The organism is Pelomonas sp. Root1444 (assembly GCF_001426885.1).
Classification (GTDB): Bacteria; Pseudomonadota; Gammaproteobacteria; order Burkholderiales; family Burkholderiaceae_C; genus Pelomonas.
This window is the reverse complement of the sequence record NZ_LMFP01000028.1, coordinates 188,026-214,738: the sequence shown is the minus strand read 5'-3', so window position 1 is coordinate 214,738 and position 26,713 is coordinate 188,026. Positions and strand designations below refer to the sequence as shown.

Annotated in this window: 15 protein-coding genes; 9 read left to right on the top strand and 6 right to left on the bottom strand. The window is 71.2% G+C overall.

The window, feature by feature from the left end:
* Positions 1 to 74: 74 nt before the first annotated feature.
* From ASD35_RS18790 to ASD35_RS18770, 5 genes are read left to right on the top strand one after another with little or no spacing between them, the layout of a single operon-like run.
* On the top strand, positions 75 to 449 hold the full coding sequence (locus ASD35_RS18790) for a cytochrome c (RefSeq protein WP_056876494.1): 375 nt from the start codon (positions 75 to 77) through the stop codon (positions 447 to 449).
* Positions 446 to 820, top strand: coding sequence for a hypothetical protein (locus tag ASD35_RS18785; RefSeq protein WP_056876493.1), 375 nt, complete (start codon positions 446 to 448; stop codon positions 818 to 820). Before ASD35_RS18790 ends, ASD35_RS18785 begins: the two co-directional genes overlap by 4 nt.
* Positions 821 to 828: 8 nt before the next feature.
* Positions 829 to 2,274, top strand: a complete 1,446-nt coding sequence (locus ASD35_RS28170) for an SMP-30/gluconolactonase/LRE family protein (RefSeq protein WP_082580280.1) — start codon at positions 829 to 831, stop codon at positions 2,272 to 2,274.
* A 26-nt stretch (positions 2,275 to 2,300) separates the two neighbouring features.
* Positions 2,301 to 2,762 carry a cytochrome c gene (locus tag ASD35_RS18775; RefSeq protein WP_056877423.1) on the top strand — a complete coding sequence of 154 codons (462 nt, stop codon included), beginning with the start codon at positions 2,301 to 2,303 and terminating at the stop codon, positions 2,760 to 2,762.
* Positions 2,763 to 2,803: 41 nt separating this feature from the next.
* Positions 2,804 to 3,484 (top strand): hypothetical protein, encoded by a 681-nt coding sequence (locus ASD35_RS18770; RefSeq protein ID WP_056876492.1) that lies wholly within the window; start codon positions 2,804 to 2,806, stop codon positions 3,482 to 3,484.
* 48 nt (positions 3,485 to 3,532) lie between these two features.
* Here ASD35_RS18770 and ASD35_RS18765 read toward each other — a convergent pair whose 3' ends face one another.
* Together ASD35_RS18765 and ASD35_RS18760 are read right to left on the bottom strand one after the other, a co-directional pair.
* The gene (locus tag ASD35_RS18765) at positions 3,533 to 5,785 is read right to left on the bottom strand and encodes a copper-translocating P-type ATPase (RefSeq protein WP_056876491.1); all 2,253 of its coding nucleotides are present in this window, start codon (positions 5,783 to 5,785) and stop codon (positions 3,533 to 3,535) included.
* Between the two features lie 143 nt (positions 5,786 to 5,928).
* The gene (locus ASD35_RS18760; RefSeq protein ID WP_056876490.1) at positions 5,929 to 6,192 is read right to left on the bottom strand and encodes a heavy-metal-associated domain-containing protein; all 264 of its coding nucleotides are present in this window, start codon (positions 6,190 to 6,192) and stop codon (positions 5,929 to 5,931) included.
* 176 nt (positions 6,193 to 6,368) lie between these two features.
* Here ASD35_RS18760 and ASD35_RS18755 point away from each other — a divergent pair, with 176 nt between their 5' ends.
* The 4 genes from ASD35_RS18755 to ASD35_RS18740 all read left to right on the top strand — a co-directional run bounded on the left by ASD35_RS18755 (position 6,369) and on the right by ASD35_RS18740 (position 12,687).
* Positions 6,369 to 6,752: a hypothetical protein gene (locus tag ASD35_RS18755; RefSeq protein ID WP_056877422.1), complete on the top strand. Its 384-nt coding sequence runs from the start codon at positions 6,369 to 6,371 to the stop codon at positions 6,750 to 6,752.
* 78 nt (positions 6,753 to 6,830) lie between these two features.
* Complete coding sequence (locus tag ASD35_RS18750) at positions 6,831 to 8,063, top strand: TolC family protein (RefSeq protein ID WP_056876489.1); 1,233 nt, start codon at positions 6,831 to 6,833, stop codon at positions 8,061 to 8,063.
* Positions 8,060 to 9,553: an efflux RND transporter periplasmic adaptor subunit gene (locus ASD35_RS18745; RefSeq protein WP_056876488.1), complete on the top strand. Its 1,494-nt coding sequence runs from the start codon at positions 8,060 to 8,062 to the stop codon at positions 9,551 to 9,553. Before ASD35_RS18750 ends, ASD35_RS18745 begins: the two co-directional genes overlap by 4 nt.
* A complete protein-coding gene (locus ASD35_RS18740) occupies positions 9,550 to 12,687 on the top strand; it encodes an efflux RND transporter permease subunit (RefSeq protein ID WP_056876487.1) in 3,138 nt (1,045 codons plus the stop codon). Before ASD35_RS18745 ends, ASD35_RS18740 begins: the two co-directional genes overlap by 4 nt.
* 77 nt (positions 12,688 to 12,764) lie before the next feature.
* On the opposite strand, the gene ASD35_RS18735 is transcribed toward ASD35_RS18740, so the two are convergent.
* The 4 genes from ASD35_RS18735 to ASD35_RS18720 are packed head-to-tail and all read right to left on the bottom strand — an operon-like array spanning position 12,765 to position 26,251.
* Positions 12,765 to 14,672 carry a hypothetical protein gene (locus ASD35_RS18735; RefSeq protein WP_056876486.1) on the bottom strand — a complete coding sequence of 636 codons (1,908 nt, stop codon included), beginning with the start codon at positions 14,670 to 14,672 and terminating at the stop codon, positions 12,765 to 12,767.
* A 16-nt stretch (positions 14,673 to 14,688) separates the two neighbouring features.
* Positions 14,689 to 19,566 (bottom strand): hypothetical protein, encoded by a 4,878-nt coding sequence (locus tag ASD35_RS18730; protein ID WP_056876485.1) that lies wholly within the window; start codon positions 19,564 to 19,566, stop codon positions 14,689 to 14,691.
* A 10-nt stretch (positions 19,567 to 19,576) separates the two neighbouring features.
* Positions 19,577 to 22,981 carry a hypothetical protein gene (locus tag ASD35_RS18725; protein WP_056876484.1) on the bottom strand — a complete coding sequence of 1,135 codons (3,405 nt, stop codon included), beginning with the start codon at positions 22,979 to 22,981 and terminating at the stop codon, positions 19,577 to 19,579.
* A 15-nt stretch (positions 22,982 to 22,996) separates the two neighbouring features.
* A complete protein-coding gene (locus tag ASD35_RS18720) occupies positions 22,997 to 26,251 on the bottom strand; it encodes a DUF6603 domain-containing protein (RefSeq protein ID WP_056876483.1) in 3,255 nt (1,084 codons plus the stop codon).
* Positions 26,252 to 26,713 lie beyond the last annotated feature (462 nt).

Sequence of the window (26,713 nt, the reverse complement as noted above, 5' to 3'; positions counted from 1 at the left end):
CCCCGCCGCCGGGCGGGACTCCCGGCAATGCACCGATGAAGCGCTCTCTCTGCAAAAGCAACCCAAAGAAACCGATGCGAAGCACCCTGACAGCAGCTCTCCTTCCGCCGCTCATCGCCACCGCCGCCCTCGCCGCCCAGGTCGACGCCGACAGCATGCGCGACGCCGAGGACGTGCTGCACAACCTCGACTCCCGCATCAGCCTGCAGGACAAGAAGGCCCTCGACGACGCCAAGGAACTGGCCCGTTATTTCCAGCAGGTCGAAGGCCACTTCAGCGCCAAGGCAGACGCCTCGCGCGGCGTCGACTTGGCGCGCAAGTCGCAGGCCCACGCCACGGCCATCGCCGCAGCCGTCGAGGCCGGCAACTACGACGCCGCCATGGACAGCCTCAGCGACCTGACCCGCAGCTGCAAGGCCTGCCACGAGGTCTACAAGAAACCCAGATGAAGCGCCTGCTGCTGATCGTGCTAATGACCGCACCCCTGACCCAGGCCGCCACACGCCACGAGTTCGGCGTGTGGATGCGTGCCATCGACCACAAGAGCGTCAGCGTGCAAAAGCACCTGGCCGCCGGCCGCAGCGATGCCGCCGTCGCCGACGCGCAGGCGCTGCAGAAGCTCTACGCCGACATGGCGGCCTATTTCGAGCGCGACTACCCCGCCGCCGACGCCGCTGCCATCTCGCGCGACGGCGAGCGCCATGCGGCAGCCATACCCGCGCAACTCGCCCAGGGCGATGCCGCCGCCGCCGCGCAGGCCGCGCGCGCCATCGCGCTGGCCTGCAACGACTGCCACGACCCCTACAAGCCTTTCCCCTGAGGACAGACATGAAGACGCTCGCCTTCTCTATCGCGCTCCTCACCGGCGCGGCCCACGCCGCCCTCGAGCCCGGTGACACGGCCCCTGAGTTCCGCGCCACCGCGGCGTTGGCAGGCAAGACCGTCGACGTGCAGCTCAAGGACACGCTGGCCAAGGGCCCGGTCGTCGTGTACTTCTACCCGGCCGCCTTCACCGCCGGCTGCAACCTGCAGGCCCATGCCTTTGCCGAGAACCTGCCGCGTTTCACCGCCGCAGGCGTCACGGTCATCGGCGTGTCGGGTGACGCCATCGAGCGGTTGCGCGAGTTCTCGGCGGATCCCGAGACCTGCGCCGGCCGGCTGGCCGTGGCGTCCGACGCCGACGGCCGCATCGCCAAGGCCTTTGACATCGCGCTGACCGAGACCCCGGCCGGCCGCAAGACCACCAAAGGCCAGGACATCCGCCATGCGCGCGCCGAGCGCACCAGCTTCGTGGTCGGCCGTGACGGCCGCATCGTCGCGACGCTGGGCGGCCTGGCCCCCGAGGCGAACGTCGATGCGGCCCTGGCCGCCGTGCAGGCGCTGGCGCCGCCGCCGCTGCGCACCGGCGCCATCCCCGGCGTCGTGGCCGCCGGCACGCCGGTCGTCATGCTGGGAGACGGCTTCAAGGGCACCGAGGGGCCGCTGGCGCTGCCCGACGGCAGCTTCGTCTTCACCGAGACGCAGGACGCCCGCATCACCCGCATCGCGCCTGACGGGCGCCTGTCCACCCACCTGCGCGACACCAACGGCGCCAACGGCCTGGGGCTGACCGCGGCGGGCGAGATCGTGGCCGTGCAGGTGAACGACACGCGGGTCGGCACGCTGGGCGCCAAGGCCGCGACGTTGGCCAGCGGTTGGAGCGGCAAGGCCTTCGGCCGGCCCAACGACCTGGTCGTGGCGCGCGACGGCAGCGTCTACTTCACCGACTCCGGTCGCAACGCCAACCAGCCCACGCTGGCCGGCGAAGTCGCGCCGCCGGCCGTCTACCGCGTTCGGCCCGGCCTGCTGGAGCGGCTGGCCGTGGACATCACCCGGCCGAACGGCATCCAGCTCAGCCCCGACGAAAGGACGCTCTACGTGGCCAACACGGCGGGCGAGCATGTGCTGGCCTATGAGGTCCACGCCGATGGCAGCCTCGGCCCGCGGCGCGACTTCGCGAAGCTGGCGGGCTGGCGCATCGACGCACCCAATGGCCCGAGCAGCGGCGCCGACGGCCTGGCCGTGGACGCGCAGGGCCGGCTCTACGTTGCCAGCAGTGCGGGCATCGAAGTGTTCGACGCCGCCGGCCAGGCCCTGGGCGTCATCGCCCTGCCCAAGCCGCCGCAGAACCTGGCCTTCGCCGGCCCCGACAAGAAGCAGCTCTTCATCGTCGGCCGCGGCGCGGCCTGGCGCATCGACACGCTGGCCCAGGGCTATGCGGGCCGGGCCAAGTAGACGTTTCCCCTCCCACCTTCATGACCATGAAAACCAAGATCCTCACCCTCACGCTCGCCCTCCTGACGCTGGCCGCCGCGGCGCATGCCCAGCAGGCGCCCAAGCCCGAACAGCTCATCAAGTGGCGCCAGTCCGCCTACCAGACCATCGCCTGGAACACGGCCCGCGTGAAGGCCAATGTCGACGGCAACTACAACAAGGACGACGCCGCGCGGGCGGCCGCCGTCATCGCGGCGCTGGCCAACAGCAACCTGGGCGTGCTCTTCCCGGCCGGCACCGAGACCGGCAAGGGCTGGCGCGACACCACCGTCAAGGCCAACCTCTTCACCGATGGCGCCGGCGTGGGCGCCGCGGCAGCAGCCTTCGGCAAGGAGGCCACCGAGCTGGCCCGCGTGACGCAGGCCGGCGACGTCGCCGCCGTGAAGGCCCAGCTCGCCGCGCTGCAGAAGACCTGCAAGGCCTGCCACGACGACTACCGCAGCAACTGACCCGTCCCCTGCCGGCTGTGCCGGCCCGCTCAGGAACACCCATGAAGATCACGCTTTCACTGACCTTGATGCTTGGGGCTCTGGCCAGCCACGCCCAGACCCCACCCGCCGGTGCCGCCAGCGCGCCGCCGCCGCCGCCGCCGTTCACCTTCTTCGTCACCAGCACCGGCGGCGGGCAGGGCGCCAGCTACGGCGGCCTGGAAGGCGCCGACGCGCATTGCCAGAAGCTGGCCGCCGCCGCCGGCTCGCCCTTCAAGACCTGGCGCGCCTATCTCAGTACCCAGGGCGCGAACGCGGTCAACGCCCGCGATCGCATCGGCAAGGGCCCGTGGACCAACGTGCGCGGCCAGGTCATCGCCCGCGACGTGGGTCACTTGCACGGCGACACGCTGGAGCAGGCCCAACTGGGCAGCAACCTCACGCGAAACACTGCGCTGACGGAGAAGGGCGAGCGCCCCAAGGCCGCCGGCGACACGCCCAACGAGCACGACATCGTCACCGGCTCCACGCCCGACGGTCGCGCCTTCCCGGACGGGGCGGACAAGACCTGCAGGAACTACACGAGCGACGCCGAGGACGGCGCCGTCCAGCTCGGCCATTTCGACCGCACCGGCGGCGGCAACGCCAGCTGGAACTCCGCCCACGCCAGCCGCGGCTGCAGCCAGCCCAAGTTGGTCAGCACCGGCGGGGCAGGGCTGTTGTACTGCTTCGCAGCGAACTGACGGCGCCGCTGCGGCCGACGCGGCGCATGTTCGTGGCGTGGGCTCGACTCATTCCACCTTCACCGAGCGAAGCCGCAGCGCGTTGCCGATGACGCTGACCGACGACAAGGCCATCGCCGCGGCGGCGACGACAGGGGAAAGCAGCATCCCGAAGAACGGGTACAGCACGCCTGCCGCAAGCGGGATGCCCGCGGTGTTGTAGGCGAAGCTGAGAAAGAGGTTCTGCCGGATGTTGCGCATCGTCGCGCGCGACAGCGTCCGCGCGCGAACGATGCCCATGAGGTCGCCCTTCAGCAGCGTGACGCCGGCACTTTCCATCGCGACATCGGTGCCGGTCCCCATGGCCACCCCGACCGTCGCCTGGGCCAGGGCCGGCGCATCGTTGACGCCGTCGCCTGCCATCGCGACGACCCGGCCTTCGTCCTGGAGCCGCTTCACCACGGCGGCCTTGTCCTCGGGGAACACCTCGGCAACCACTTCGTCGATGCCGAGTTGCCGGCCCACGGCTTCCGCGGTGGTCTTGCCGTCTCCGGTGAGCATCACCACGCGCACGCCCGCGGCCCGCAGCGCTTCCAGCGCCTGCCGCGTGGTCGGCTTGATGGGATCGGCGATGGCCACGAACCCAGCCAGCTTCCCGCCGATGCCGACGAAGATGACCGTCGCGGCCTGCCGGCGTTGGCCTTCGGCCGCCTCGGACAGACTGGCGCTGTCGATGCCGTGCTCGGCCAGGAACTTCGCGCTGCCCGAGACGATGGGCTGGCCCTCCACCGTGCCCACCACGCCCTTGCCGACCGGGGAGTCGAAGTCCGAAACCGGCGCGAGCGAAAGCTTGCGTTCGTGGGCGTCCGTCACGATGGCCATCGCCAAGGGATGCTCGCTCGCCCGCTCGACGCTGGCCAGTTTCTGCAGGACATCCTCGGCGGTGAAGCCCGCTGCCGGCTCGATGTGGACAACCTTCGGGCGGCCCTCGGTCAACGTGCCGGTCTTGTCGACGACGAGCGTGTCCACCTTCTCCATCTTCTCCAGCGCCTCGGCATCCCGGATGAGGACGCCGTGCTGCGCACCTTTGCCCACGCCGACCATGATGGACATCGGGGTCGCCAGCCCCAGCGCACAGGGGCAGGCAATGATGAGCACCGCCACCGACGTGACGAGCGCATAGCTGAACGCCGGCGCCGGCCCCCAGACCAGCCACGCGACGAAGGTGAAGGCCGCCACGAGGATGACCACCGGCACGAACCAGCCCGCGACCTGGTCGGCCATGCGCTGGATGGGCGCGCGACTGCGCTGCGCCGCGGCCACCATGTGGACGATTTGAGAGAGCAGCGTGTCTGCGCCCACCTTCTCGGCGCGCATCACAAAGCCGCCGGTCTGGTTCAGCGTGCCCGCGGTGACCTTGGAGCCGACCGCCTTGGCAACCGGGATGGGTTCGCCCGTCACCATGGACTCGTCGACATTGCCTTTGCCCTCGGTCAGCTCGCCGTCCACCGGCACCTTTTCGCCGGGCCGTACCCGCAGGAGGTCGCCGGCCTGGATGGCGTCGACGGGGACGGTCTCGTCGTTGCCTTGCGCATCGACCTTCACGGCCGTTTTCGGCGCCAGGCCCAGCAGCGCCTTGATGGCCCCGGAGGTCTTCTCTCGGGCGCGCAGCTCGAGCACCTGGCCCAGCAGCACCAGCACCGTGATGACGGCAGCGGCCTCGAAGTAGACCGCCACGGCACCCTCTGCGCCTCGCAGCGCCGGCGGGAACAAACCGGGCATCAGCGTCGCGACGATGCTGTAGAGCCACGCAGCACCCGTGCCCAGGGCGATGAGCGTGAACATGTTCAAGCTGCGGTGCCGCACCGACGCGACGGCACGTGTGAAGAACGGCCAGCCGGCCCACAGCACGACCGGTGTGCCGAGCAGCAATTGCACCCAGTTCGACGTCTGCTGCGCAATGAGGTGGTGGATGTTGAAGAGATGCCCGCCCATCTCCAGCGCGAAGACAGGCAGCGTCAACGCCGTGCCGATCCAGAGCCGCCGCGTCATGTCCCGAAGTTCGGGGCTCGCCCCTTGCTCGGCCGTCGCGACGACCGGCTCCAGTGCCATGCCGCAGATGGGACAGCTGCCCGGGCCCAGTTGCCGCACTTGCGGGTGCATGGGGCAGGTGTACTCGACCTGGCTCGGATCGCCGTTGGGTACCCGCTCGGCTGCGGCAGGCCCATGTGCGTGATGGCCGTGGCCATGTCCAGCGTGAGTCGCGTGGTCATGGTGCGCGTGGTGGCCCGGGTCATCCTTCATGGCCGAACCATCCGGCATGACGTGCGAGTGTGGGTTCGTTCGGGATGGCTCCATGCGTGCGCTCCAGTTTTCCTTGCAGTTGAACCTTCCCAAGGTGGGAAAGCAAAGCGGCCCCATGCCCTCGAGCTATGCGGAAGGCCCGAGGATCGGCAAGCGAGCGGTCAACCGCTGCAGCCGCAGCAACCCGTGCGGCCGCCGGCGGCCTTCTCCGAGAGAAACGGGTTTTCGACGAGGACCGGCGAGTAGCCCGCCTCGGTGATGGCCCCCGCAAGCTCGGATGCATCGGCTTCGGTGGGCTCGATGCGTACCAAGCGCTGCGCCAGGTCCACCCCGACCTTGGCGCCCGCGTCCACCGCACGGACGGCCTCGGTGATGCTGGCGACGCAGTGGCCGCAGGTCATGTCATCGACTCGGAAGACTTGCATCGTGTGCTCCTTTGAACGGATGCAGGCACTTTGGACCTTGCCACCGTGGCAATGTCAAGCGGGCGGCCGTCTGTTACAGGGCCACCCGTCGACATTGACGCAGCGCAAGAGCCAGGCACGCCGTGCGCCGCGCCGCCTGCCCAGTGCGCATGCCCGTCGGTACACTCGTGATGACCATGCAGCGCCGTCCCGTCCACCGCCTGACCACCACGTTCCTCATGGTGCTGTCGCTGCTGTTCTCGCAATTGGCGTTGGCCAATTACGTCTGCCCGCAACAGGCAGACGCGCAGGCGATGGCCTCGATGATGGAAGCCGGCCTGCCGTGCGACGGCATGGACCCGCAGCAGCCTGCGCTGTGCCACCAGCATTTCGCCGAACCCGGCAAGCACTTCGAGGCCGTCAAGCTGCCTGCGGTGTCGCTGCCGGCAGTCGTGCAGGTGCTGCAACTTCCGCTGGTGCTCGACGCTCAGGGCGCTGCGGCCGTCCCGCCCGCGGCGGCGTCGGAGGCGCAGCCGCCGCCGGCCCCGCTCTTCCTCGCCACGCTCAGACTGCGGGTCTGACCCGCTCCGTCGACTGACCGGTGCTGGCGCCGCGCCTTCGCGCGCCAGCCATGTCCCCGCTCGTCCCCGGAGCCCTCCATGTCAAGAAATGCCCTGCGCGCAGCCGCCCTCGCTGCCGCCTTGCTGCCGTCCACCTGGGTCGTCGCGGCACCACTTTCTCTCGACCAGGCGATTGAACTGGCGGTCCAGCGCTCGCAGGCGGTGCGGTCGGCTCGGGCGGCCACGGCAAGTGCTTCTGAAACCGCGCGGGCCGCCGGCCAGCAGCCGGACCCGATGCTGAATGTCGGCGTCGACAACCTGCCGGCCACCGGCTCGAACCGGTTCAGCACGGCCGCCGAAGACATGACGATGAAGCGCATCGGCATCTCCCAGGAATGGGTGTCCGCCGACAAGCGCGCTGCGCGCGAGGCGGCCGCCAGCGCCGTCGCCCGACGTGAATCAGCGATGGCACAGGTTGCGGCGGCCGACGCGCGCATGCAGGCGGCCGTCGCCTACATCGAGGCCTACTACGCCAGCGAGGCGCTGAGGCTCACCGCGCTGAACGAGAAGCACGCCCGCGAGGAACTGGAAGCCGGGAAGGGCCGGCTCGCCACGGTGGCCGGCAGCAGCGCAGAAGTGCTGAGCCTCGCCAGCGCGCTGGGCACCGCGGAAGACGAGTCGGCCGACGTCCGGCAGCAGCAGGCAGCGGCGGTGGTCGCGCTCCAGCGATGGACCGGCATCGCGGGTGAGCTGGACGCTCCGCGCCTTGCAGGCTTGCCCGCACTCGAAGCCTTCGTCGCCGAGCATCCGGGGGTTGTCGCCAGGCAGCGAGACGTGGAAGTCGCCCGTCAGGAGGTCGAGGTCGCGCGGTTGAACCGCAAACCGAGCTGGAGCTACGAGCTGTCCTACGGCCAGCGGCAGGGGCGCCCGGACCTGGTGTCCTTCGGGGTGAGCATCCCGTTGACCGTGGCGCCCGCGGCGCGCCAGGACCGCGAAATCGCAGCCAGGCTTGCCCTGGTCGAAAAGAGCGAGGCCGAACTGGCCGAAGCCCGGCGGGCCGCCGAAGGCGAGTACGCCGCGTTGACGAGCGACGCACAACGGTTGGTGGAACGCATCGATCGCTACCAAGTGGCGGTACTGACGCCACTCAGGCAGCGCACCGAGGTGATGCTCGCGGGCTACCGCGCCAACCAGGCCGCCCTGGTGATGCTCTTCGCGGCCCGGCATGCCGAGGTTGAAGCGCAACGCAAGCTGCAAGCTCTCCAACGCGACCTGGCCAAGGCCCAGGCGCAGCTTGCCTTCAAACCCGTTGTTCAAGGAGCAGCGCAATGAGCCGCCTTCAGCGCTCCGCGGTGGCCGTTGCAGTTGCCCTCGCCATCGGCGGCGCGTTCTACCTGGGCAGGACCACCGCGGGTGGCGGTGACGCCGCCGGGGCGGACGCGCCAGTCCAGGCCGCGTCGACCGGCGAGCGCAGGGTTCTGTACTGGCACGATCCCATGAACCCCGGCCCACGCTTCGACAAGCCGGGCAAGTCGCCCTTCATGGACATGCAGCTTCAACCGGTGTATGCCGACGAGAGCGGCGACACCGGAGTGAAGGTCAGCTCGCAGGTTCAGCAGAACCTGGGCATCCGCACCGCGGTGGTCAGCAGGGCCGACGTCAGCACGTCGTTCGACGCCGTCGGCTCCGTGCAGTTCGACGAACGGCTGAACGTCGCCGTGCAGACGCGCACCTCGGGCTACCTGGAGCGGCTACACGTCCGTGCGCCGATGGAACGCGTGATCAAAGGGCAGGCACTGGCGACGGTGTTTGCGCCCGAGTGGCTGGGCCCGTTGAACGACATCGTGGCGCTGAAACGCTCCGGCGCATCGGCGGACCTGGTGAGCGCGGCGAAGGAGCGCACGCGTGCAATGTCCATTCCCGCCGAGCTCGTCCGCCAGGCCGAGGCGGGCGGTGCGCCGCAGGCCCGGTACACGCTGGTTGCGCCGGCAAATGGCGTGGTGGCCGAGCTGGGCGTTCGCGAGGGCGTTGCCATATCACCCGGGATGACGCTGTTCCGCATCGCCGGCCTGGAGAAGGTCTGGGCGGTGGTGGAAGTGCCGGAAGCACAGGCGGTGCACCTCACGCGGGGCCAGAAGGTGGCGGCTGCCGTGCAAGCCGACCCTTCCCGGACGTTCACCGGCACCTTGCAGGACATCCTGCCGCAGGTGAACCCGTCAACGCGCACCCTGCAGGCGCGATTCGAGGTCGACAACAAGGGCGGCAGGCTGATCCCGGGCATGCTGCTTCGCCTTCAGGTTGCCGGTGCCACCGCCTCCCGCCTGGTCGTGCCGGCCGAAGCCGTCATTCGCACCGGCTCCCGCGCGGTCGCCGTCGTCCGCAAGGGCAACGGTGCTTTCGAGCCGCGCGAGGTGAAGCTGGGCGCTGACCTGGGCGAGCAACTGGAGGTCGTCGGGGGCCTCGCTGAAGGCGACGAGGTGGTGACGAGCGGCCAGTTCCTGGTGGACTCCGAAGCGCGCCTGCGCTCCGTGCTCGGCAGCATGGCGGCCGCACAGCCGGCTTCCGCGCCCACATTGGCTGCAACCCCTTCGGTGACCTACTCGGCCCAAGGCCGGGTGGACGGCGTTGATGCCGACAGCCTGACGCTGTCGCACGGCCCGGTCGCCGAACTGAAGTGGCCGGCGATGACGATGCCCTTCAACAAGCCCAGCCCCACGGCATTTGCGGACACGAAGGTCGGCGACGTGGTGCGCTTCGAGTTCAGGAAGAAGGGCGAGGCCTACGAGCTCGTGTCGGTCCATCCAATGGGAGCTGCCAAGTGATTGCCGCACTCATCCGCTGGTCGGTCGCCAACCGCTTCCTGGTCCTCATCGCAACGGCGTCGCTGGTGGGCGCGGCGCTGTTCTCGGTCGCCAACACACCGGTGGACGCGCTCCCTGACCTCTCGGACACGCAGGTGATTGTGCGCACGACCTATGCGGGCCAGCCCCCCCAGGTGGTGGAGGACCTGGTGACCTATCCGCTGACGACCACGATGCTCAGAGTGCCTGGCGCGAAGACGGTGCGCGGCTACTCGTTCTTCGGCGACTCTTTCGTCTACATCCTCTTCGACGACAAGACCGACCCGTACTGGGCGCGGTCCCGCGTCGTCGAGTACCTGAACCAGGTGCAGGGCAGGCTGCCGGCCGGTGCGACGGCGGCACTGGGGCCGGATGCCACGGGCGTCGGCTGGGTCTATGAGTACGCGCTCGTCGACAGGACCGGCCAAACCGACATCGGCCAGCTGCGGGCGCTCAACGATTGGTTCTTGAAGTTCGAGTTGAAGACAGTGCAGGACGTTGCCGAGGTCGCCAGCATCGGCGGCATGGTCCGGCAGTACCAAGTCGTCCTGGACCCGGACAGGATGCGGCAGCTGGGCGTCACCCAGACGATGGTGACGCAGGCGCTGCGCAAGGCAAACCAGTCGTCGGGCGGCTCGGTCGTGGAGATGGCCGAGGCCGAATACATGGTGCGCTCGCGCGGATTCCTGAAGTCGCTCGACGACTTTCGCGGCATCCCTGTCAGCGTGTCCGGCGCCACGCCGGTCCTGCTGCGGGATGTCGCCTTCGTGCAGGTCGGCCCGGAAATGCGGCGCGGCATCGCGGAGCTGGACGGGGAGGGCGAAGTGGCGGGTGGCGTGGTCGTGATGCGCTCGGGCAAGAACGCACGCACGACCATCGAGGGCGTCAAGGCCAAGCTGGCGCAGCTCAAGCCCAGCCTGCCCCAAGGCGTGGAGGTGGTGGAGACCTACGACCGGTCCAAGCTCATCGACCGCTCCATCGACAACCTGAAGCTGAAGTTGACGGAGGAGTTCATCGCCGTGGCGGCGGTATGCGCCATCTTCCTGTTCCATCTGCGCTCGGCACTCGTCGCGGTGGTCTCGCTGCCCATCGCCGTTGGCATCGCCTTCATCGCGATGCGGTGGCAGGGGCTGAATGCCAACATCCTCAGCCTGGCTGGCATCGCCCTGGCGTGTGGTGCCGCGCTGGACGGCGTGGTCGTGCTGCTGGAGGCCGCGCACAAGCACATCGAGGCTTTCGAGCATGCGCACGGGCGTCGGCCTGACGTCGCCGAACGGTGGGCGTTGGTGACAGACGCCTCGGTGGAGGTCGGGCCGGCGCTCTTCTTCTCGCTGCTGGTCATCACGCTGTCGTTCCTGCCGGTGTTCACGCTGGAAGCGCAGGAGGGCCGGCTGTTCTCGCCGCTGGCTTTCACCAAGACCTACACGATGGCCGCCGCCGCAGCGCTGAGCGTGACCCTGGTGCCCGTGCTGATGGGCCTGCTGGTGCGTGGCCGCATCCCGCGCGAGACGTCCAACCCCCTCAACCGGTTCCTCATGTACAGCTACCGGCCCGCGCTGGAGGCCGTGCTGCGCTTTCCCAGGGCGACGCTGGCGATCGCCGGGGTCGTCCTGGCGCTGACGGTCATCCCGCTGACGCGGGTGGGCGGCGAGTTCATGCCGCCCCTGGACGAAGGAGACCTGCTGTACATGCCGTCGGCGCTGCCGGGCCTGTCGGTGTCCAAGGCGACCGAGTTGCTGCAGCAGACCGACCGCCTCATCAAGACGGTGCCGGAGGTCGAGCGGGTCTTCGGCAAGGCCGGCCGCGCGGACAGCGCCACCGACCCCGCGCCGCTGGAAATGTTCGAGACCACCATCCAGTTCAAGCCGCGCGAGCAATGGCGCCCGGGCATGACGCCGGACAGGCTGGTCGAGGAACTGGACCGCGCCGTCAAGGTGCCGGGGCTGTCCAACATCTGGGTGCCGCCCATCCGCAATCGCATCGACATGCTGGCCACCGGCATCAAGAGCCCTGTCGGCATCAAGGTCGCCGGCAGCGACCTGGCGATCATCGACAAGCTCGCGGCGCACATCGAGTCGGTGGTCAAGGAGGTGCCCGGCGTGTCCTCGGCGCTGGCCGAGCGTTTGACGGGCGGTCGATACATCGACGTCGACATCGACCGGGCTGCGGCTGCCCGCTACGGCATGTCCGTGGCCGACGTGCAGGCCATCGTGGCCACGGCCATCGGCGGCGAGAACGTCGGCGAGGTGGTCAGCGGCCGCGAGCGCTTCCCCATCAACGTCCGCTACCCACGCGAAGCCCGCGATTCGCTGGCGCGGCTGCGCACGCTGCCGTTCGTGACGGACAAGGGCGCGCAGCTGCTGCTGCAGGACGTGGCGCAGGTCCGCATCGAGGACGGCCCGCCGATGCTGCGCAGCGAGAACGCGCGCCTGTCCGGCTGGGTGTATGTCGACGTGCGCGGCCGCGACCTGCGCTCGGTGGTGCGCGACATGCAGTCGGCCGTCGCCAGGCAGGTGGCGGTGCCGGCCGGCTATGCCATCTCCTGGTCAGGGCAGTTCGAATACCTGGCACGCGCCACCGAACGCATGAAGGTCGTGGTGCCGGCGACGCTGGCGGTCATCTTCATGCTGCTGTATCTGCTGTTCCGCAACGCGACCGACGCCGCGCTGGTGATGGCCGCCGTGCCGTTTTCGCTGGTGGGGGGCTTCTGGCTCGTCTGGCTGCTGGGGCATTCGGTGTCGGTGGCGACGGCCGTGGGCTTCATCGCGCTGGCCGGGGTGGCGGCCGAGTTCGGCGTGGTGATGCTGGTCTACCTGGAAAACGCGCTCAAGCGCCGTCTGGCAGCCGGCGAGCCGGACAACGAGCAGACCTTGCTGGCGGCCATCCGGGAAGGCGCCGTGCTCAGAGTTCGTCCGAAGGCCATGACCGTGGCCATCGTGCTCGCGGGGCTCATCCCGATGATGTGGGGCCACGGCACAGGCTCCGAAATCATGGCGCGCATTGCCGCGCCCATGGTCGGCGGCATGGTGACCGCGCCGCTGCTGTCCATGTTGGTGGTGCCGGCCGCTTGGTATTTGCTGCGCCGGCGCAGGGCTCGCGGGGAAGCCGCGGACTGAGGGCGCGGACTGAGGGCGCGGACTGAGGGCGCGGACTGAGGGCGCGGCCTCGCAGTTCGTGTCACATCCCTGGCGGGTCAGCGCAGCGTCTCGCGCTTGATCGCCACGTCGTAGCGCAGCGCGCTGCGCGCCTCGCCGCGGCCGGCGGTCTTGCTGCGGCCTATCCACAGCCAGCTGCGCCCGTCGCTGGAGCGGGCGTACTGGAACTTGCGCTTGAGCGTGGCACCGATGCGCGGCACTTCCTCTTCCTCCAGCAGCAGCGGGTCACCGGCCAGCGGTGCGGTGGGGTCGCTGCGCAGCAGCCAGCCGCGCGGATGGAATGTGGCGGCGACGAGGTTCTCGTCGAGGTCGGCCACGTCGATGAAGTTCGGCTGGGCGCGCAGGTGGGCGAGGAAGGCGGCGTACTCGGGCGAGTCCTCGCCGACGACATCGACGCCGGCCTGCGGATAAAAGCGCTTGAAGCCCGCGCGCGCCAGGCGGATGGAGAGCGGGTCGGCGAGGTTGAGCACCGGGTCGCGCACGGGCAGCAGCGGCGTCCAGTTGGCGGGCACCGGCGTCTGCAGCCGGTAGACGAGGGTGGCGTCGCTGGCCGCGGCGCCGCTGAAGTCGATGCGCTGCTGGAAGGCCAGCGCCTGCGCCTCCTGTGTGCGGTCCAGCGGCTCGCCGGCGGCGCCCTGCACCGTGCGCTCGATGGCCCAGGCGATGTTGGCCATCTCGTCGCGCGCCAGCAGCGTGTGCTCCAGCACGGCGCCTTCCTGCACGCCGTCCAGCGTGTCGGGCAGGAAGAGCGTGTGGTCGATGCGGCTGCCCGGCCCGGCCGAGAGCGCGTAGAGCGTCCACTGCGTGCCGTCGGGGTTGCGCATGGCCTGCGGCGACGAGGCCACGCCGAAGCTGTCGCGCACGTCGAAGCGCGTCACGCGGTGCAGCCAGCCCACCGGCAGCCGCACCGGCACGAGGAACCAGTCGTTGCCGTAGGTGAGGGCGAACTCGGTGACGCACAGGCGCAGCACGTCGGTCACGCCGGCCTCGGCGCCGGCGAAGTTGACGTTGCCGTCCTCGAACTCCCAGTAGCGCTCGGCCGGCATGCCGGGGTAGGTGACCGGTGCGGGCAGGCGAGAGGCGACGGCGAAAGTCTGCTTGATGGGAACCGGCGGCTCGGCCTGTTCGCCGGGGCGGGCGACGAAGTCATCCCAGTCGACGCGGCCGTCGGTGTATTCGTCGGCCTCCAGCCGCGTGGCGCCGGCGCGCAGCGCGAAGGCGTACTCGAGGCGGTTGCGTTGCCAGCTGGCGCCGTCGCCTTCCACGACGAAGGCGTCCAGCCAGCGCAGCCAGCGGGTCAGCACCGCGCGGGCGGCGTCGGCCTCGGCGCCGGCCAGCGGCAGTTCGGGTGGCAAGGCGGCGAGGGAGCCATCGGCATCTCGCAATGGCTGCAGCGCGGCGGCGAGCGCAGCGCCGTCCACGCTGCGGCCGCTGCCCAGCAGCGCCGCCCAGCGGGCGCCAGCGCGGTCGGCGTCGGCATCGGCGGGGGCCTGCAGCGCCAGCGGCCAGTTCGACAGCAGCGCCACACGCAGCGCGGGTGCCGCCATGCGCAGCGCATGCTGGCCGGCCTCGGCACGCAGGCGCGGGTGGGTGCGCCAGACGGCTTCGGCCTCGACGCGCGTCTCGATGGGCGGGCCGCCATCGGCGAGCGGCTGCCAGGCCGTGTCCGGGCTGGCGCCGGGCCGGAAGGCGTCGACCCGCGTGCCGTCGACCGCAAACGACAGGTCGATCGGCGTGCCGGCGTCCTCGCCCTCGAACTCGTTGAACTGCCTTTGCCGCGCCAGCAGCCACAGCGGGTCGGCCACGGGCGCCTGCAGGCCCGCCCGCAGGCCGACGGTGGTGGGTTGCGTCTCCAGCCGCGTGACGCCGGTGATGGACGGCTTCTTCGGCCGCGCCACCACGGAGGCGTGCAGCGAGGCCGACTGGGTGTAGATCTCTTTGCGCATGGCGGCTCTCAGCCTCTTAGATCTTGCCGAGCACGGCGGTGAATGGGGTGCCGGCCGACTGCGAGATCGCCTGCTTCATCGCCTTGCGCCGCAGTTCGAGCAGCCGCACGCTGGGCAGCTCGTCGGTGTAGTCGGCTGGCAGGTGGTTCGCCGGCAGCAGGGCGCCCAGGCCGCTGCCCAGGTCGCGCGGGCGCACGGCGCGCAGCCGGGCGAGGTCGAAGGCCTCGTGCACGCAGTCCAGCACGTCGTCGAAGGTCCAGGCGTCCTGCCGGGCCTGCGGCGGCAGGGCCAGCAGCACGCTCTGCGGGGGGCGGGCGCCAGGGGCGTCGTGATGGAAGGCGATGGCCGCCGTCTGGTACGGGTCGGGCACGAACTCGGGCCAGTCGTCGCAGACGAAGGCGGCCAGCGGCGCCTGCGCGTCCGGCGCGGCGAGCCCGGGCGCGTGCAGCACCAGCGCGAGCTTGGGCGCCACACGGTGGATGTTGCGAAGCCGTGGCGCGCCGGGCTGCTGCAGCCAGGCGTGCAGTTCCTCGGGCGTGGCCTTCGGGTCAAACGGTGCGTCGTCGGCCTCGCGCCAGGCCTCCGGGAGGGCGGCCCACACGCTGTCGCCCGCCAGCGGGAACTGCAGCACCGGCAGGTCACCCTCGCCCAGCGGCGCGACGAGTGCCTCGTGCGCGGACAGCGCGGCGGCCAGCCGATCCACGCCCTCGCGCACGCGCGCCGCCTGGGCCAGCCAGCCGTGTACGCGCCAGGCGTCGCCGGCGGTCAGCGTGGCCTGGGCGGCGAGCGCAGTGCCGAACTCGGGCGCATAGGCGCCGAGGGTGAAGCGCGGCAGCACCGGGAAGTCCTTGCCGTGGATGCGCTGGATGCGCTTGACGGCATGCTGGGCGAGCTGCTGCGGCGTGGGCGCGGCCTGGCCGTCGAGCAGCGGCGGCGGCGCGGCGGCCTCGTCGGCGATGGCGTCGAGCTGCAGCTTCAGCGCCGCCTTGGCCGCCGTGCCGCGGGCCTCGCGCTGCGCGGGGTCGGCGCCGGGTGCGTCGATGGCGTGCACCTGGGCCGGCCAGGCGGCCGGCGCCAGCAGGTCGTCGGCGATGCCGTCGAGCCGGGCCAGCAGCGTGTCGGCATCGTCGCTGGCCAGCAGCGCGTCGCGCGCCGTCGTGAAGGCCGCGACGACCGCATCGGCGCGGGCGACGATCTCCGCCACGTCCACGCCGGGGTAGGCGCCCTGGCCGGGTGCGTCGGCCTGCTCCAGCATGTCGTCGGGCACGACGAGGTCGTGCCGGTTCGCGGCGCGCAGCTTGTCGACCAAGGCCTTCAGCGTCGTGCAGAAGGCCTCGAACGGCGCGAAACCGAGCGCGCCGGCGGTCTCGGGCAGCACCTCGATGGCGCTGATGCTGGCGGTGTCGTCCAACGCGTTGAAGAGGGCCGCCGCGATGGCGCCGCGCAGGCCGGTATCGGCCGGTGCCGCGCCGGCCACCGGCGTGGCGCGCGGCGACGCCTCGCCGCTGGTCATCAGCACCAGCGACAGTGCCGAGCGCGCGAGCGTGGCGGCGCCGACCGTCGGTTGCTCCGCGTCGATGACGAGGTTGCCGGCCACGTCGCGGCGGTGGATGCGCGCGGTGAAGACGTAGCGCGCCGGGTCGCCCAGCCGGGCGGCGAGCCAGCGGTCCAGCGCCGGTTCGGCGGCTGATCGGCGGTCCTGCGGCCAGGCGCTCTCGCCCTCGGGGCAGACGGCCACGACGCGTTGCGTGTAGCTGGCACCGCCGCGCGGCGTGCGGCCCACCTCGGTCTCCACGGGCAGGGCCTGCTTGTCGGCCACCGCCATGGCCGCCGCGGCGCGGGCCGGGTTGCCCTGGGCGATCTGGTAGGCGCCTTCGGCCATCAGCAGATCCGCGACGCTGTCGGCCAGGTCGGCGGCGTCCGCAAGCGCGTCGGACAGGCGCGTCTTGTCGCCGTCGGAAAGGACGGCGCCGGCCGAGGTGAGGTTTTTCAGCTGGTCATCCAGCGCCTTGAACACGGCCACGGCGCCGCTGCCTTCGGCCCACGCCGCCAGCAGCGCGCTGCCGTCGACCACATCGCGCGCGCCGATCGACTCCTGTGCCTCGCCCGACACCGCGGCGTTGCCCGCGTGCCAGGGCCACACCAGCCGCAGCGGCCAGATGAGCCGGCCCAGGCCGGCGTCGCGCAGCGCACGCTCGATGCGGTAGCCGTAAAGCGCGGCGAGCGGCTGGTCGCGCGCCAGGCCTTCGAGCAGGCCTTCGGCGCGCTGGGTGCGGCGCGAGTCCAGCGCGATGTCGAAGGCGCCGGAATCCGCGTTGGACAGGAAGCCGCTGCGCAGCAACGCCGCGCCCGCGGCCTGGGCCTGCGAGGGGCAGAGCAGGTAGCCGTCACTGTCGGGCCGGGTGTCGGGCGACAGGTCCTCGACGAAGGCATAGGCGCCGAGGTGCAGGCCGCGCGGCTGGCGCTTGCGCATTTCGTCGAGCCGGCGGTTGGCGCGGGCCAGCAGCCAGGCGTCCAGCCGGTAGGAGAAGACGTCCAGCGTCGAGCGGAAGGCGATGTTGAGCTCGCCCACGGTGCGGCCGGCCAGCCAGTCCAGCCCGAGCTTGACGATGCCCAGGTTGCGGGTGGGCCGCAGCATCGTGTCGACCTTGTCGAACAGCTCGCGTGCCACGGCGGAGCCCTTGGCCGACGCCAGCACCGGCAGCTGCGTCGCGGTGACGTGGGCGACGTGCGCGCCGAGCGTGTCAGGCCCGGTCAGGCCGCGCACCTGCAGGCCCATCAGCTCGCGGTGGGTGTGGATGGTGAAGAAGGTTTCGTTGCTGGGCAGCGCCTCGACGTGCGGCATCGACGTCAGCGCGGTGGAGATCACGGCGCGCACGGTGAGGGTGTCGGCCAGCAGGTCATCGGCGGCGTCGCCCTGCTCCTTCTGCACGGAGTAGGCGGCCAGCGCCTGCAGCAGCGCAGGGCCGTCCTGCGCGTCGGTCAACGTCTTCTCCGCCAGGGACGGGTGCTGCACGGCCGCGGTGGCGAGCCGCGCGAGGTAGTTCTCGCTGGCGGTGAAGAGGGTGCCGGCCGGGGCCTCCTTGGCGGGCTGCTGCGGGTCGGCCTTCACCCACGGCACGCCGGCCAGCGTGCCGGCGGCGTAGGGCGGGTCGGGCAGGAAGTCGTTGCAGACGCCGGCATGCACCTGCCCCACCTCCCACGGCCCGAGGGCCTTCAGCACGCTCCCGACGACGAGGTCGCGCGCGCCTGCAAAGGCGCCGCTGATGGGCGAGGGCTTCAGGCAGACGTTGACATCCTTGTCGCGGTACTGCGCCGTCTGCGACCACGGCGCGCTTTGCAGCAGCTCCTGCGCGTCCTTGAGGTCGCCCGCCAGCAGGCGCGGCACCTTGGCCACCGCCAGCTCCCACATTGGCCGCAGCACGGCGGTGACCTTGTCGACCGCCGTCTCGGCCTTCGACTCGCCATCGCGCTCGTAGCGCCGGCCGACGATGGGCAGCAGGCCGATGGGTTGCTGGCGCACGCGCAGCACCGGCAGCGCGCCGGTGGGGCGCACGTAGCTGGCGGCGTAGCGGCGCAGGTCGTAGACCGTGCCGGGCGTGAGCAGCGGGTCGCCGTCGTCATCGCGCGGGTTCCACATCTGCAGCAGGTGGTCGCCGAAGGTGCCGCGCCACAGCACGTTGAGCATGTGCAGCGCCGTGCGTTGCTCGGCGAGGTGGGCGTTGGCGATGTCCTCGGCCGGCAGCGCGCCGGGCGCGAGGCCGAAGGCCCAGTGCAGCAGGTCGAGCGCGTCGGTGCCTGCTTCGGGTGCGGGCGGCTCGGCGCCGGCGCGCACGGCCTCGGTGTTGTTGGTGGGCGTGCCCAGCGGCACGAAGCCCAGGCCGGTGGCGTCGCGGTGCGCGGCCAGCAGGCTGGCAAGGTCGTCGGCCGCGTCGTCAGGCGCCTTGGTCCATTCGAAGCCGACGACGACCAGTCGCTCCAGCGTGCCGCGCGCCAGGTCGAAGCGGCCGGTCACGTCGCCCTGCCGCACGACGAGCGCCATGCCGTTGGCCAGTGCGGCCTCGAAGTCGATCATCCAGGCGCGCTCGCCGGCCAGCAGCTTCTCGGGCTGGTCGGTGGCCTGCCAGTCGGGCGTGAGCACGAGCTCGTCGGGCACCGTGTTGCCCCAGGCGCGGAACACCTCGCGCCGGCCGGCGGCATAGCCGATGGCGCAGAAGCGCTCGGGCAGCAGCACGGCGCGGGTGGTTCGGGCGCGGGCGTCGACCGTCTCGGTGGACGGGAACTCCGGCTCGGCCATCTGGCCCGCGGGCGGCATCGGGTTGATGGGCGTGAGGGTGCGCACCAGCCAGCGCGCGCGGCCGCGGCCGTGGGCGGTGGTGAGGTCGCGCAGCAGGCGCTCGGCCTCGGGTTCGTCGTGTGCGAACCGGGCCCGCCAGATCGCCTGCGCAGTGGCGAGTTCGGGGGCGGTGGGCGTGGGCTCGTGCTCGATGGTGTGCAGGTCGTCGGGGTAGATGCGCACGCCCAGCACGCGCTCGCCGCCTCGGTCGAGGTAGCGGGTCTCCAGGCGCAGCGGCAGCAGCGCGATGGGGCGGTCGCCGTCCAGGCTCTGCACCAGCTGCGACGGGTCGCGCTGGGCACGTATGCGTTCGGCCAGGTCGTCGAAGGCGCGGCGCGCGCCGGCGGCGCGTTCGATGAGGGACAGGCGGGCCCGCTGGGCCTCCAGCACGCGGCGCTTCAGGGCCGCGGCATCGCCGCCGCCGCTGCGCTCGGCGCGTTGCAGCGCTTGCTCGGCCTGCGTGATGTCGCGGTCCAGCCGGCGCCGCTCGGCGGCCAGCCCGGCGAGGTTCTCGCGGGCGGCGCGGAAGGGCGCGAGGTCGATGTCGATGCGGGGCATGAATGTCCTCTCAGGGCGCGACCAGCTTGGAGCCGTGCCAATAGCCGCGGAAGGGGCGCTGCATCGCGGCCTGGGCGACCAGCGCCGCATGCGGCGATGCCGGCCAGCCGTTCGCCGCGGATTGGGCGAGGAGCTGCGTCTGCGTCAAGTGAGCCCCACCGGCCACCTGCAGGTCGGCCCAGTCCACGTCCTGCCAGCCCGCGCCCGCCTGGCCGCCGCCCACGCGCTCGTCGAAGCCGAAGCGAGGCTCGGTCATGTGCTCCTCGACGATGAAGAAATACTTGTTCAGTTCGGTGGGCGCGATGCGAAAGCCCACGTAGTCGATGTCGGCGAGCAACTGGCCGCGGATGACGGGGACGCGCAGGTTCTCGCCCGCCACCATGCCACCGGCGCCGCCGGGCTTGGTCTCGTCGCCGGTCTGCCGGTAGGCGTAGATGGTCAGGTTGCGGTAGCGCTTGATCAGCTGGCCGCGGAACAGCAGCACCACCATGGCGGTGGACAGCGGCTGCTCGCCGAGCGGCACTGCATTCCAGCGGTGGATGGGCTCGATGTCGACCTCGTCGTCCAGCCGCTGCCAGAAGTGCTGGAAGGGTGTGCCGCGCTGGTCGGTGGGCAGGCCGCGCCACAGCATCTCGCGCCCCATCTCGTGGTTGGCGCCGAGCATCAGCGCCTCGACGAAGCGGGGGTTGGTCTGCACGGCCATGATGAAGTCGTCCGGCAGCAGGCCCACCCCGGGCAGGAAGACGTCGGGCGCCAGCACCTCCAGCTTGCGCGACAGCGGGAAGGGCAGGCGCGGGTAGGCCATCACGCGGTCGAAGGTGCGCGGGATCACGTAGCGCAGGCGCTCGACGAGGGCGTGATCCAGGCTGTCGGCGACGAAGACGTTGGCGAAGGCACCGCCGGCGAAGGCGACGGACTGTGCGCCCAGGCTCAGGCTGCTGGCCAGGCGCTCGGGCACGGTGCGGTCGGCGTCCAAGCGCTGGCGCGCGGCCCGGGCCTGGGTGGCGAGGGCGAAGTCCACCGGCTGCGGCGTCAGCGCGGCATCGGGCGTGGGGAAGAGCGTCTTCTCATAGGTCTTGAAGGCGGCCGAGTAGCGGGTGAGGGTGGCGACGTCCTTGATGGCCGGCGGCAGCGTGATGGTGTGCAGGCCCGGTTCGCGGGCGGGCGGCACCTGCGTGAACTGGCCGCCCTTGCTCGCGCCGATCTGCACGTCGCCGTCGCCGCGCCCCAGCGTGCCGCGGGGGAGCGTGGCGAACACGGCCTGGTTGCCGTAGAGCTTGAGCGGCTGCAGCGGCACGGTGGCCACGCGCGTCAACGCAACGGTGGCCGCGGCGGCCGCGCGCTGCGGGCGGCTGCCAGGATGCACCAGCAGCGCCGCGCCGGCCGCCTTGATGGCGCCGCTTCGGGCGTCGATGCGCAGCGCCTGGCTGGTGATGGCGCCGTCCTTCACGGCCAGCAGCACGCCCTCGGTGCCGCGCCGGGTGGCGTGGGTGATGGCGCTAACGATGTCGCCGGTGACCGGGGTTTTCGACGTGGCCAGCAGCTCCTCGATGCGGGCCATGTGCGTCTCGGTGACCAGGCCCTCGCGCCAGGCGGCTTGCGTGCCGCGTGGTTTCTTCTTCAAGCCGGCGGCATGGGCGCGCGCGGCGACATTGGCGGCCTGCAGCGCCTTGAGCTGGTGGCCGCTCATGTGCACGTCCAGCCCGAGGTGGGGCTTCATGTCGACGAGTTCGTCCAGCACCCCGGGCAGGGGAACGGCGTCGAACGACTCGCTGCCGAGGATGCCGTCGGGCACGAACTGGCTGAGGTCGATGGCTGCGACGTGCTTGGTCGCATTGGCGAAGCGCTCGACGATGCCGCGCATCTGCACGGCCACGGGCGCTGGCGCCTGGGCGCGCTGCTTCCAGTGCGCCTTGGCAAAGGTGGCGCGGCGCGGGCTGGCCAGCCGCCGCATGGCGCCGTCGAACAGCTCGTGCGGCAACGTCGCGGCCTCGATGCGGCCCCACAGCGAGGCCGCTGGCGCCACGGCCGTGCGCGCCCGGGCCGGCGCGATGAGGGCGAGCAGGCGGTCCGGTGGCAGCTTGGCAAGGTGCCGCGTCTCGATGCGCTTGAAGACGTCACGGGCCAGCCGTGCCATCGAGAAGGCCCGCTCGGCGGCCAGGATGTCGCCGAGCTGCTCCCAGGCCGCCTGCATGAATTCCTCCTGGTGGCAGCGCACAACCTCGGCGCCCCAGCCGGCGGCCAGGCGGTAGCGGGGCTGCAGCGACAGGCCCTCCAGCCAGTGCGTGGACACCCTGGCCGGCTGCGCGACGTGGCGCCTGACGTGGTGTTCACCGTAGAGCGGCGGCGCCAGCGTGGGCTCGTCGGCCGCGGGTTCGGCACCGCTGGCGCTGCGTTCGGCGCCGCTGTTGAGCATGGCGGCGAGCTTGGCGGCCGGCAGCGTTGCGGGTGGCTTGGGTTCGAAGCCGATGGAGACCATCGCGCCTTCGAAGGTGGTGGTGGACGGCGTACTCCCTTCGAACAGCAGGCGGTCGCCGTCGACCAGCGTCTCGCGCTGCCCGATGGCCTTGAGCGTCGCCGCGAAGCCGGCCCCGAGCTGCTGGGGCGTGCGCAGGCGGCGGGCCAGTGTCTCGATGTCGCCGACGGGGCCGGTGGAGAAGGTCCAGTGGAAGTAGACCGGCAGCTCGGTGTCCTGCGGGTTCTGGGTCGACCACGCCGGGCCCAGCGTGTCGCCGTTGACCGGCTGGCCGAGGCCGCGCCGGCAGCCGCCGTCGGTGGCGGGCACGACGCAGGCGAGATAGTCGCGCCGGGGGAGCAGGCGGCGCGGGCAGATGAGCCTCGAGACGTTCAGCGCCGGCTGGTTGGCCAGCTCGGTGGGCAGGCTGGCGGCGGCGCTGTCGGACACGGCCTGCACATGTGCCCACAAAGCGGATTCGCGCAGGTCGGGCAGCTCGCTGGCCACCTGCTCGGCGCTCAGCGTGATGGACGGCAGCGGCGCGCCGGGCTTGAGGGTGGGCAGCAGCTCATTGACGCGCTCCACGACGATGAGCGCCAGCCACGGCCGCAGGCGCTGTGCGGCGTCGGGCGCGGCGGGCGTGAGCAGCCAGGGGAAGTCCGGCGGGTCGAAGTCGATGGCGGCGAGGTAGTTGGGCTCGAAGTCGGTGGCGCCGGCCTTGGGCTCGGTGCGCACGACGAGGCGGTGGTCGATGCCGACGATGTCCGCCGGGCCGTACAGGCGCAGCGGCACGTTGCCGGACACGGCGGTGGCCACGGCGCCGTCGCGTTTGGCCTGCAGCGTGAGGCCGACGCTGATGCGTGGCGCCACGGCCAGCGGGGCCTGCGGCGCGTCGGCGTTGGCATGGGCGCTCGCCAGGCCGCGGCGGGCGAAGGGCATGAAGCGGTAGGGGATGGGCATGGGTGCCTTCCGTGGTCAGGCGTTCAGCTCGGCCAGCTCGGCGACCTGGGCCAGCCCGGCGACCGGCAGGCCCTGCGCCGCCTGCGTCGCCCGCCACACGCTGGTGTGCACGCCCGCGGCCGCGTTGAGTCCGAGCGTGGCCTTGTCGGTCACGGCCACGGGCGGCGGGTTGACCTTGAAGGCGGTCGCGTCCCCTGGCCGCGCCAGCGCCTTGTCGCGCCGCACGGAGCGGCCCGCGGCGCCTTGCTCCAGCACGCGCACGTAGGCGACGGTGCTGAAGAGGCGGTCTACGCGCAGCCGCGCGCCGCGCGGCGCGCCGAGGTCGGCCTCTTCGTAGAGCAGCGGCGCGTCGACGACGGTGCCGGTGGTGAACCTGTCGGCGCCCATCTCGTAGCCGGCGGTGAAGCGCTCGAACGAAGGCTTGGCGAGCTTGTCGTCCTCCGACATCTCCAGGAACTGCGCGGTGGCGAAATGGTCCTGCACCGCGTGCCCGCCGGGCAGCCCGGCGGGCTGCTCACCCTGGCTGACGACAAGGGCGCCGCCGAAGAACTCGTTGGCGCCTTCGATGCGGCTGCCGCTGGCCTTGTCCAGCCGCAGTTCGAAGGGCACGCGCTTCTGGCGGAAGGTCAGCGTGCCCAGCGGGTGGGCCAGCACGTCGACGCCCGGCTGGATCGACGCCAGCGTGACCAGCCCATCGCCGCCGGCCGGCAGCTGGGCTGTCCAGTTGGCGGTGTCGGCAATGTCGCGGGCCAGTTCGTCGGCGATGCGCACGGTGACGGCGGGCGTGGCCACGTCGGTGCCGAAGCTTTCGTCGATGTTGAGCGAGAAGTCGGGCAGCGGCCACGGCGTCTTGACCTTGGCGCGCCCGGCGATGCGCCAGCGGCCCGGGCCGGCGAGCTGGCCGTCCAGGTGCACGGAGGCGAAGTCCAGCCCGAACACTTCCACGGCCAGGTAGGCGTGGATGTCCAGCTCGAAATAGAACTTCGGAGCCAGGTAGCAGATGGCGTCGAAGCCGATGCCACCCTCGATGCTGGCGATGCCGACGTCGGCCCAGGCCCGCAGCGCGGCACCCGCCTGTACGGTGGCCGAGGTGATGGCGAAGTAGCCTTGCAGCGAGATGCCGACGATGCCGATGTCGAAGCTCGCGCCCACGCGGTCGAAGGGCGCGGGCACGTCGGCGGGGATGTCCTTGAAGCGCGGGTGAAAGCCGCCGGCGCTGATGAGGAAGGTGGGCTGGTCGCCGAACGCGGCGCGGAAGGCGAACTGGCCGGTGATGGTGATGAAGGCAACGCGCGAGTGGATGAGCTTGGCGTCGAAGGCGATGCGCAGCGGGTCGAACACGACGCTGCCGACGAAGTCCAGCCGCAGGTAAAGCAGCGCCGCATCAGCCGACAGCAGCGGCGGCAGCGCGACGATGCCCTGGCCCAGCAGCGTGAACTGGTTGGCCTCCACCAGCAGGCCCAGCCGCACGGTGACGAGGCTGGGCGTGCCCCAGCCCAGCTCCAGCATCGGGCCGATGACGAAGCCGCCTGCCTTGACCGGGAACAGCGTGCGCAGCGTCTGGATGAGCTGCGGCGCGTTGGCCACGGGGTTGTCAGGGAAGAGCACGGCGTCGAGCTGGCCGGCGCCCAGCGCCTGGGACAGTGCCGTCGGGCTGGCCGTGTGCTGCACGCCGATCAGGCCGCCCACGCCGGTGAGCGTGAACCCGAAGGAGAGCTGGATGGGCGGGAACTCGCCGAAGATCAGCAGCAGCAGCGAGAAACCGGCCTCGCTCTTGGTGTTGAGCAGCGCGATCGCCTTGACGTCGACGGCCAGCAGCTTGAGTTCCAGCACGCCGGCAAAGCCGTGCTCGTCCACGCCGAGGTAGCCGCCACCCTTGACGATGCCGGCGTCCAGCACGAGGCCGATGCCGCTGGGCGGCTTGAAGGCGATGGCCAGCGGCGTGCCACCGTCGAGGTCGAGCTTGAGCTTGAAACCGAGCCGGTCCACCGACGCCGCGAAGGGGCCGAGCGTGACGCCGAAGCTGGCCGATACCTCGATGCCCAGCTTCGTGAACTTGCCGCCCTCCGGTACCAGGCCCAGGTGGATGAGCTGCAGCTCGAAGGGGCCCGTGGGCAGCGTGGGCACGGGCAAGCTGGCCGACAGCCCGGTGCCGTTGACCAGCCGCAGTGCGCCGGCGGCGTCGGCCTCGGCGACGATGTCCATGCCGACCGTGATGCCGTCCCCAAGGATGAGCTTCAGGAAGCTGTCGCCCGGCGTGATCGTGGCCTCTGTGCCTTTGGCGAAGAAGCGCAGCGCGGGCTGGCCGTTCTTCAGCAGCAGCGCCATGCCCAGCTCGCGCACCTTCAGCGTCACGCCGGCCTGCGCGCTGCCGAGGGTGATGGCGTTGCCGCTGCGCTTGAGTTCCAGCTCCAGCGTGTAGCCCGCGTCGCTGACCTGCACCGGCCCCGGTGGCAGCACCGGCAGCACGGCCTCCACGCCGCCGGTGGCGCGGAGGGCGAACTCGATGTTCGTGCCCCCGAGCGCCTGCGAGCGCGCGAGGTTCAGGGCCAACACGGCCTTGACGGCGCTGGGCGGGCCGGCGTCGAACGCCAGCGTGCCGTTGAGCCCAGGCGGGCCGGGCAGGGTGATGACGGGCATGCCGGCAAAGGCCGGCAGCGCCTGCTGCACGAAACCGCCTGCGTTGGACGGCGCCGTGAACGAGCGGTCCAGCATGCTGCCGAGGACGAGGGCGACGAGGCCCAGTGCTGTCTGCAGGTCCCGGATGTCGGCGGCACTTGCGGCACCGAGGACCTGTGCGAGTTGGTCCGCCTCGTGGCCTGCGGCGGGCGCGGCATCGGCATCGCCACTGAGCAGCAGCAGCATCTTGGCGATGGAGAAGGCGCTGGGATAGCGCGCGTTGGGCTGGGCGCCCACGATGCGGTCGACCTGCTCCATGACCGGCCGCACGACCGCCAGCGCCGCCGCCGGGTTGCCGCCGCCCTCCAGCGCGTCCAGCGCCTGTTTCACATGGCCCAGCGCCACCAGCACCTCGCCGACGACGGTGCAGGCCAGCGCGAGCGAGGCACTGGCGGCGCCGTTGTCGCGGAAGTCCTCGACCTGTGGATTGGCTGGCAGTGCCGCAGCGTTCAGCACGCCGAGCAGCTCCCAGATGACCCGCTCGACCGCCGGCCGTTGCGCCTCAGGGATGGCGGACGCGGCGAGCGCCTGAGCCACGGATTCGCGGTACCAGGCCCAGGCCTGCAGGAAGACCCTGTCGGGAGCTGTCATGACCGCTGCCTTCGCAAGATGCGGGAGGTCGCGACAGTAGGGGGCGGGACGGGGCGCGTATATCCAGACTGTTAGGGGGCCTGCATGCCGTCGGCCGCCGCCTTAGCTTGCGCGGCGCCTGATTTCAAGACAACGATGCACAGCGCGACCGGCCGGGCTTGAGGGATTGGCGGTACCGGGCCGATCCAAGCGCGCTGCGTCGCTGGAGCGCTGAGCCACGCTTCGACGCCTCTATCCTTCGGGCGATGTGGGTTCAAAACCGTTCTAAGCCGATGACGCTCTGGCTGATCATCTTCGTCATGCATGCGGCTGTCCTTACGCTGCTGAACCGTGTGCCCAAACGATTGGCGTCTTCAGAACGGCCATGGGCCGAATTGCGCCTCATCCCTGAACAGTCGGCCACGCGTGGCAACGAGCCCGTTCCTTTGCTCGCGCCGTCCGTGCAGCGGCCAGCCGTTCAAC

Bases quoted from the DNA above. Each gene is read 5' to 3' on its own strand.
- ASD35_RS18735 (WP_056876486.1), bottom strand. From the start codon at position 14,672: ATGCGCAAAGAGATCTACACCCAGTCGGCCTCGCTGCACGCCTCCGTG.
- ASD35_RS18790 (WP_056876494.1), top strand. From the start codon at position 75: ATGCGAAGCACCCTGACAGCAGCTCTCCTTCCGCCGCTCATCGCCACC.
- ASD35_RS28170 (WP_082580280.1), top strand. From the start codon at position 829: ATGAAGACGCTCGCCTTCTCTATCGCGCTCCTCACCGGCGCGGCCCAC.
- ASD35_RS18725 (WP_056876484.1), bottom strand. From the start codon at position 22,981: ATGCCCATCCCCTACCGCTTCATGCCCTTCGCCCGCCGCGGCCTGGCG.
- ASD35_RS18775 (WP_056877423.1), top strand. From the start codon at position 2,301: ATGAAAACCAAGATCCTCACCCTCACGCTCGCCCTCCTGACGCTGGCC.
- ASD35_RS18760 (WP_056876490.1), bottom strand. From the start codon at position 6,192: ATGCAAGTCTTCCGAGTCGATGACATGACCTGCGGCCACTGCGTCGCC.
- ASD35_RS18765 (WP_056876491.1), bottom strand. From the start codon at position 5,785: ATGCCGGATGGTTCGGCCATGAAGGATGACCCGGGCCACCACGCGCAC.
- ASD35_RS18755 (WP_056877422.1), top strand. From the start codon at position 6,369: ATGCAGCGCCGTCCCGTCCACCGCCTGACCACCACGTTCCTCATGGTG.
- ASD35_RS18720 (WP_056876483.1), bottom strand. From the start codon at position 26,251: ATGACAGCTCCCGACAGGGTCTTCCTGCAGGCCTGGGCCTGGTACCGC.
- ASD35_RS18770 (WP_056876492.1), top strand. From the start codon at position 2,804: ATGAAGATCACGCTTTCACTGACCTTGATGCTTGGGGCTCTGGCCAGC.
- ASD35_RS18750 (WP_056876489.1), top strand. From the start codon at position 6,831: ATGTCAAGAAATGCCCTGCGCGCAGCCGCCCTCGCTGCCGCCTTGCTG.
- ASD35_RS18785 (WP_056876493.1), top strand. From the start codon at position 446: ATGAAGCGCCTGCTGCTGATCGTGCTAATGACCGCACCCCTGACCCAG.
- ASD35_RS18745 (WP_056876488.1), top strand. From the start codon at position 8,060: ATGAGCCGCCTTCAGCGCTCCGCGGTGGCCGTTGCAGTTGCCCTCGCC.
- ASD35_RS18730 (WP_056876485.1), bottom strand. From the start codon at position 19,566: ATGCCCCGCATCGACATCGACCTCGCGCCCTTCCGCGCCGCCCGCGAG.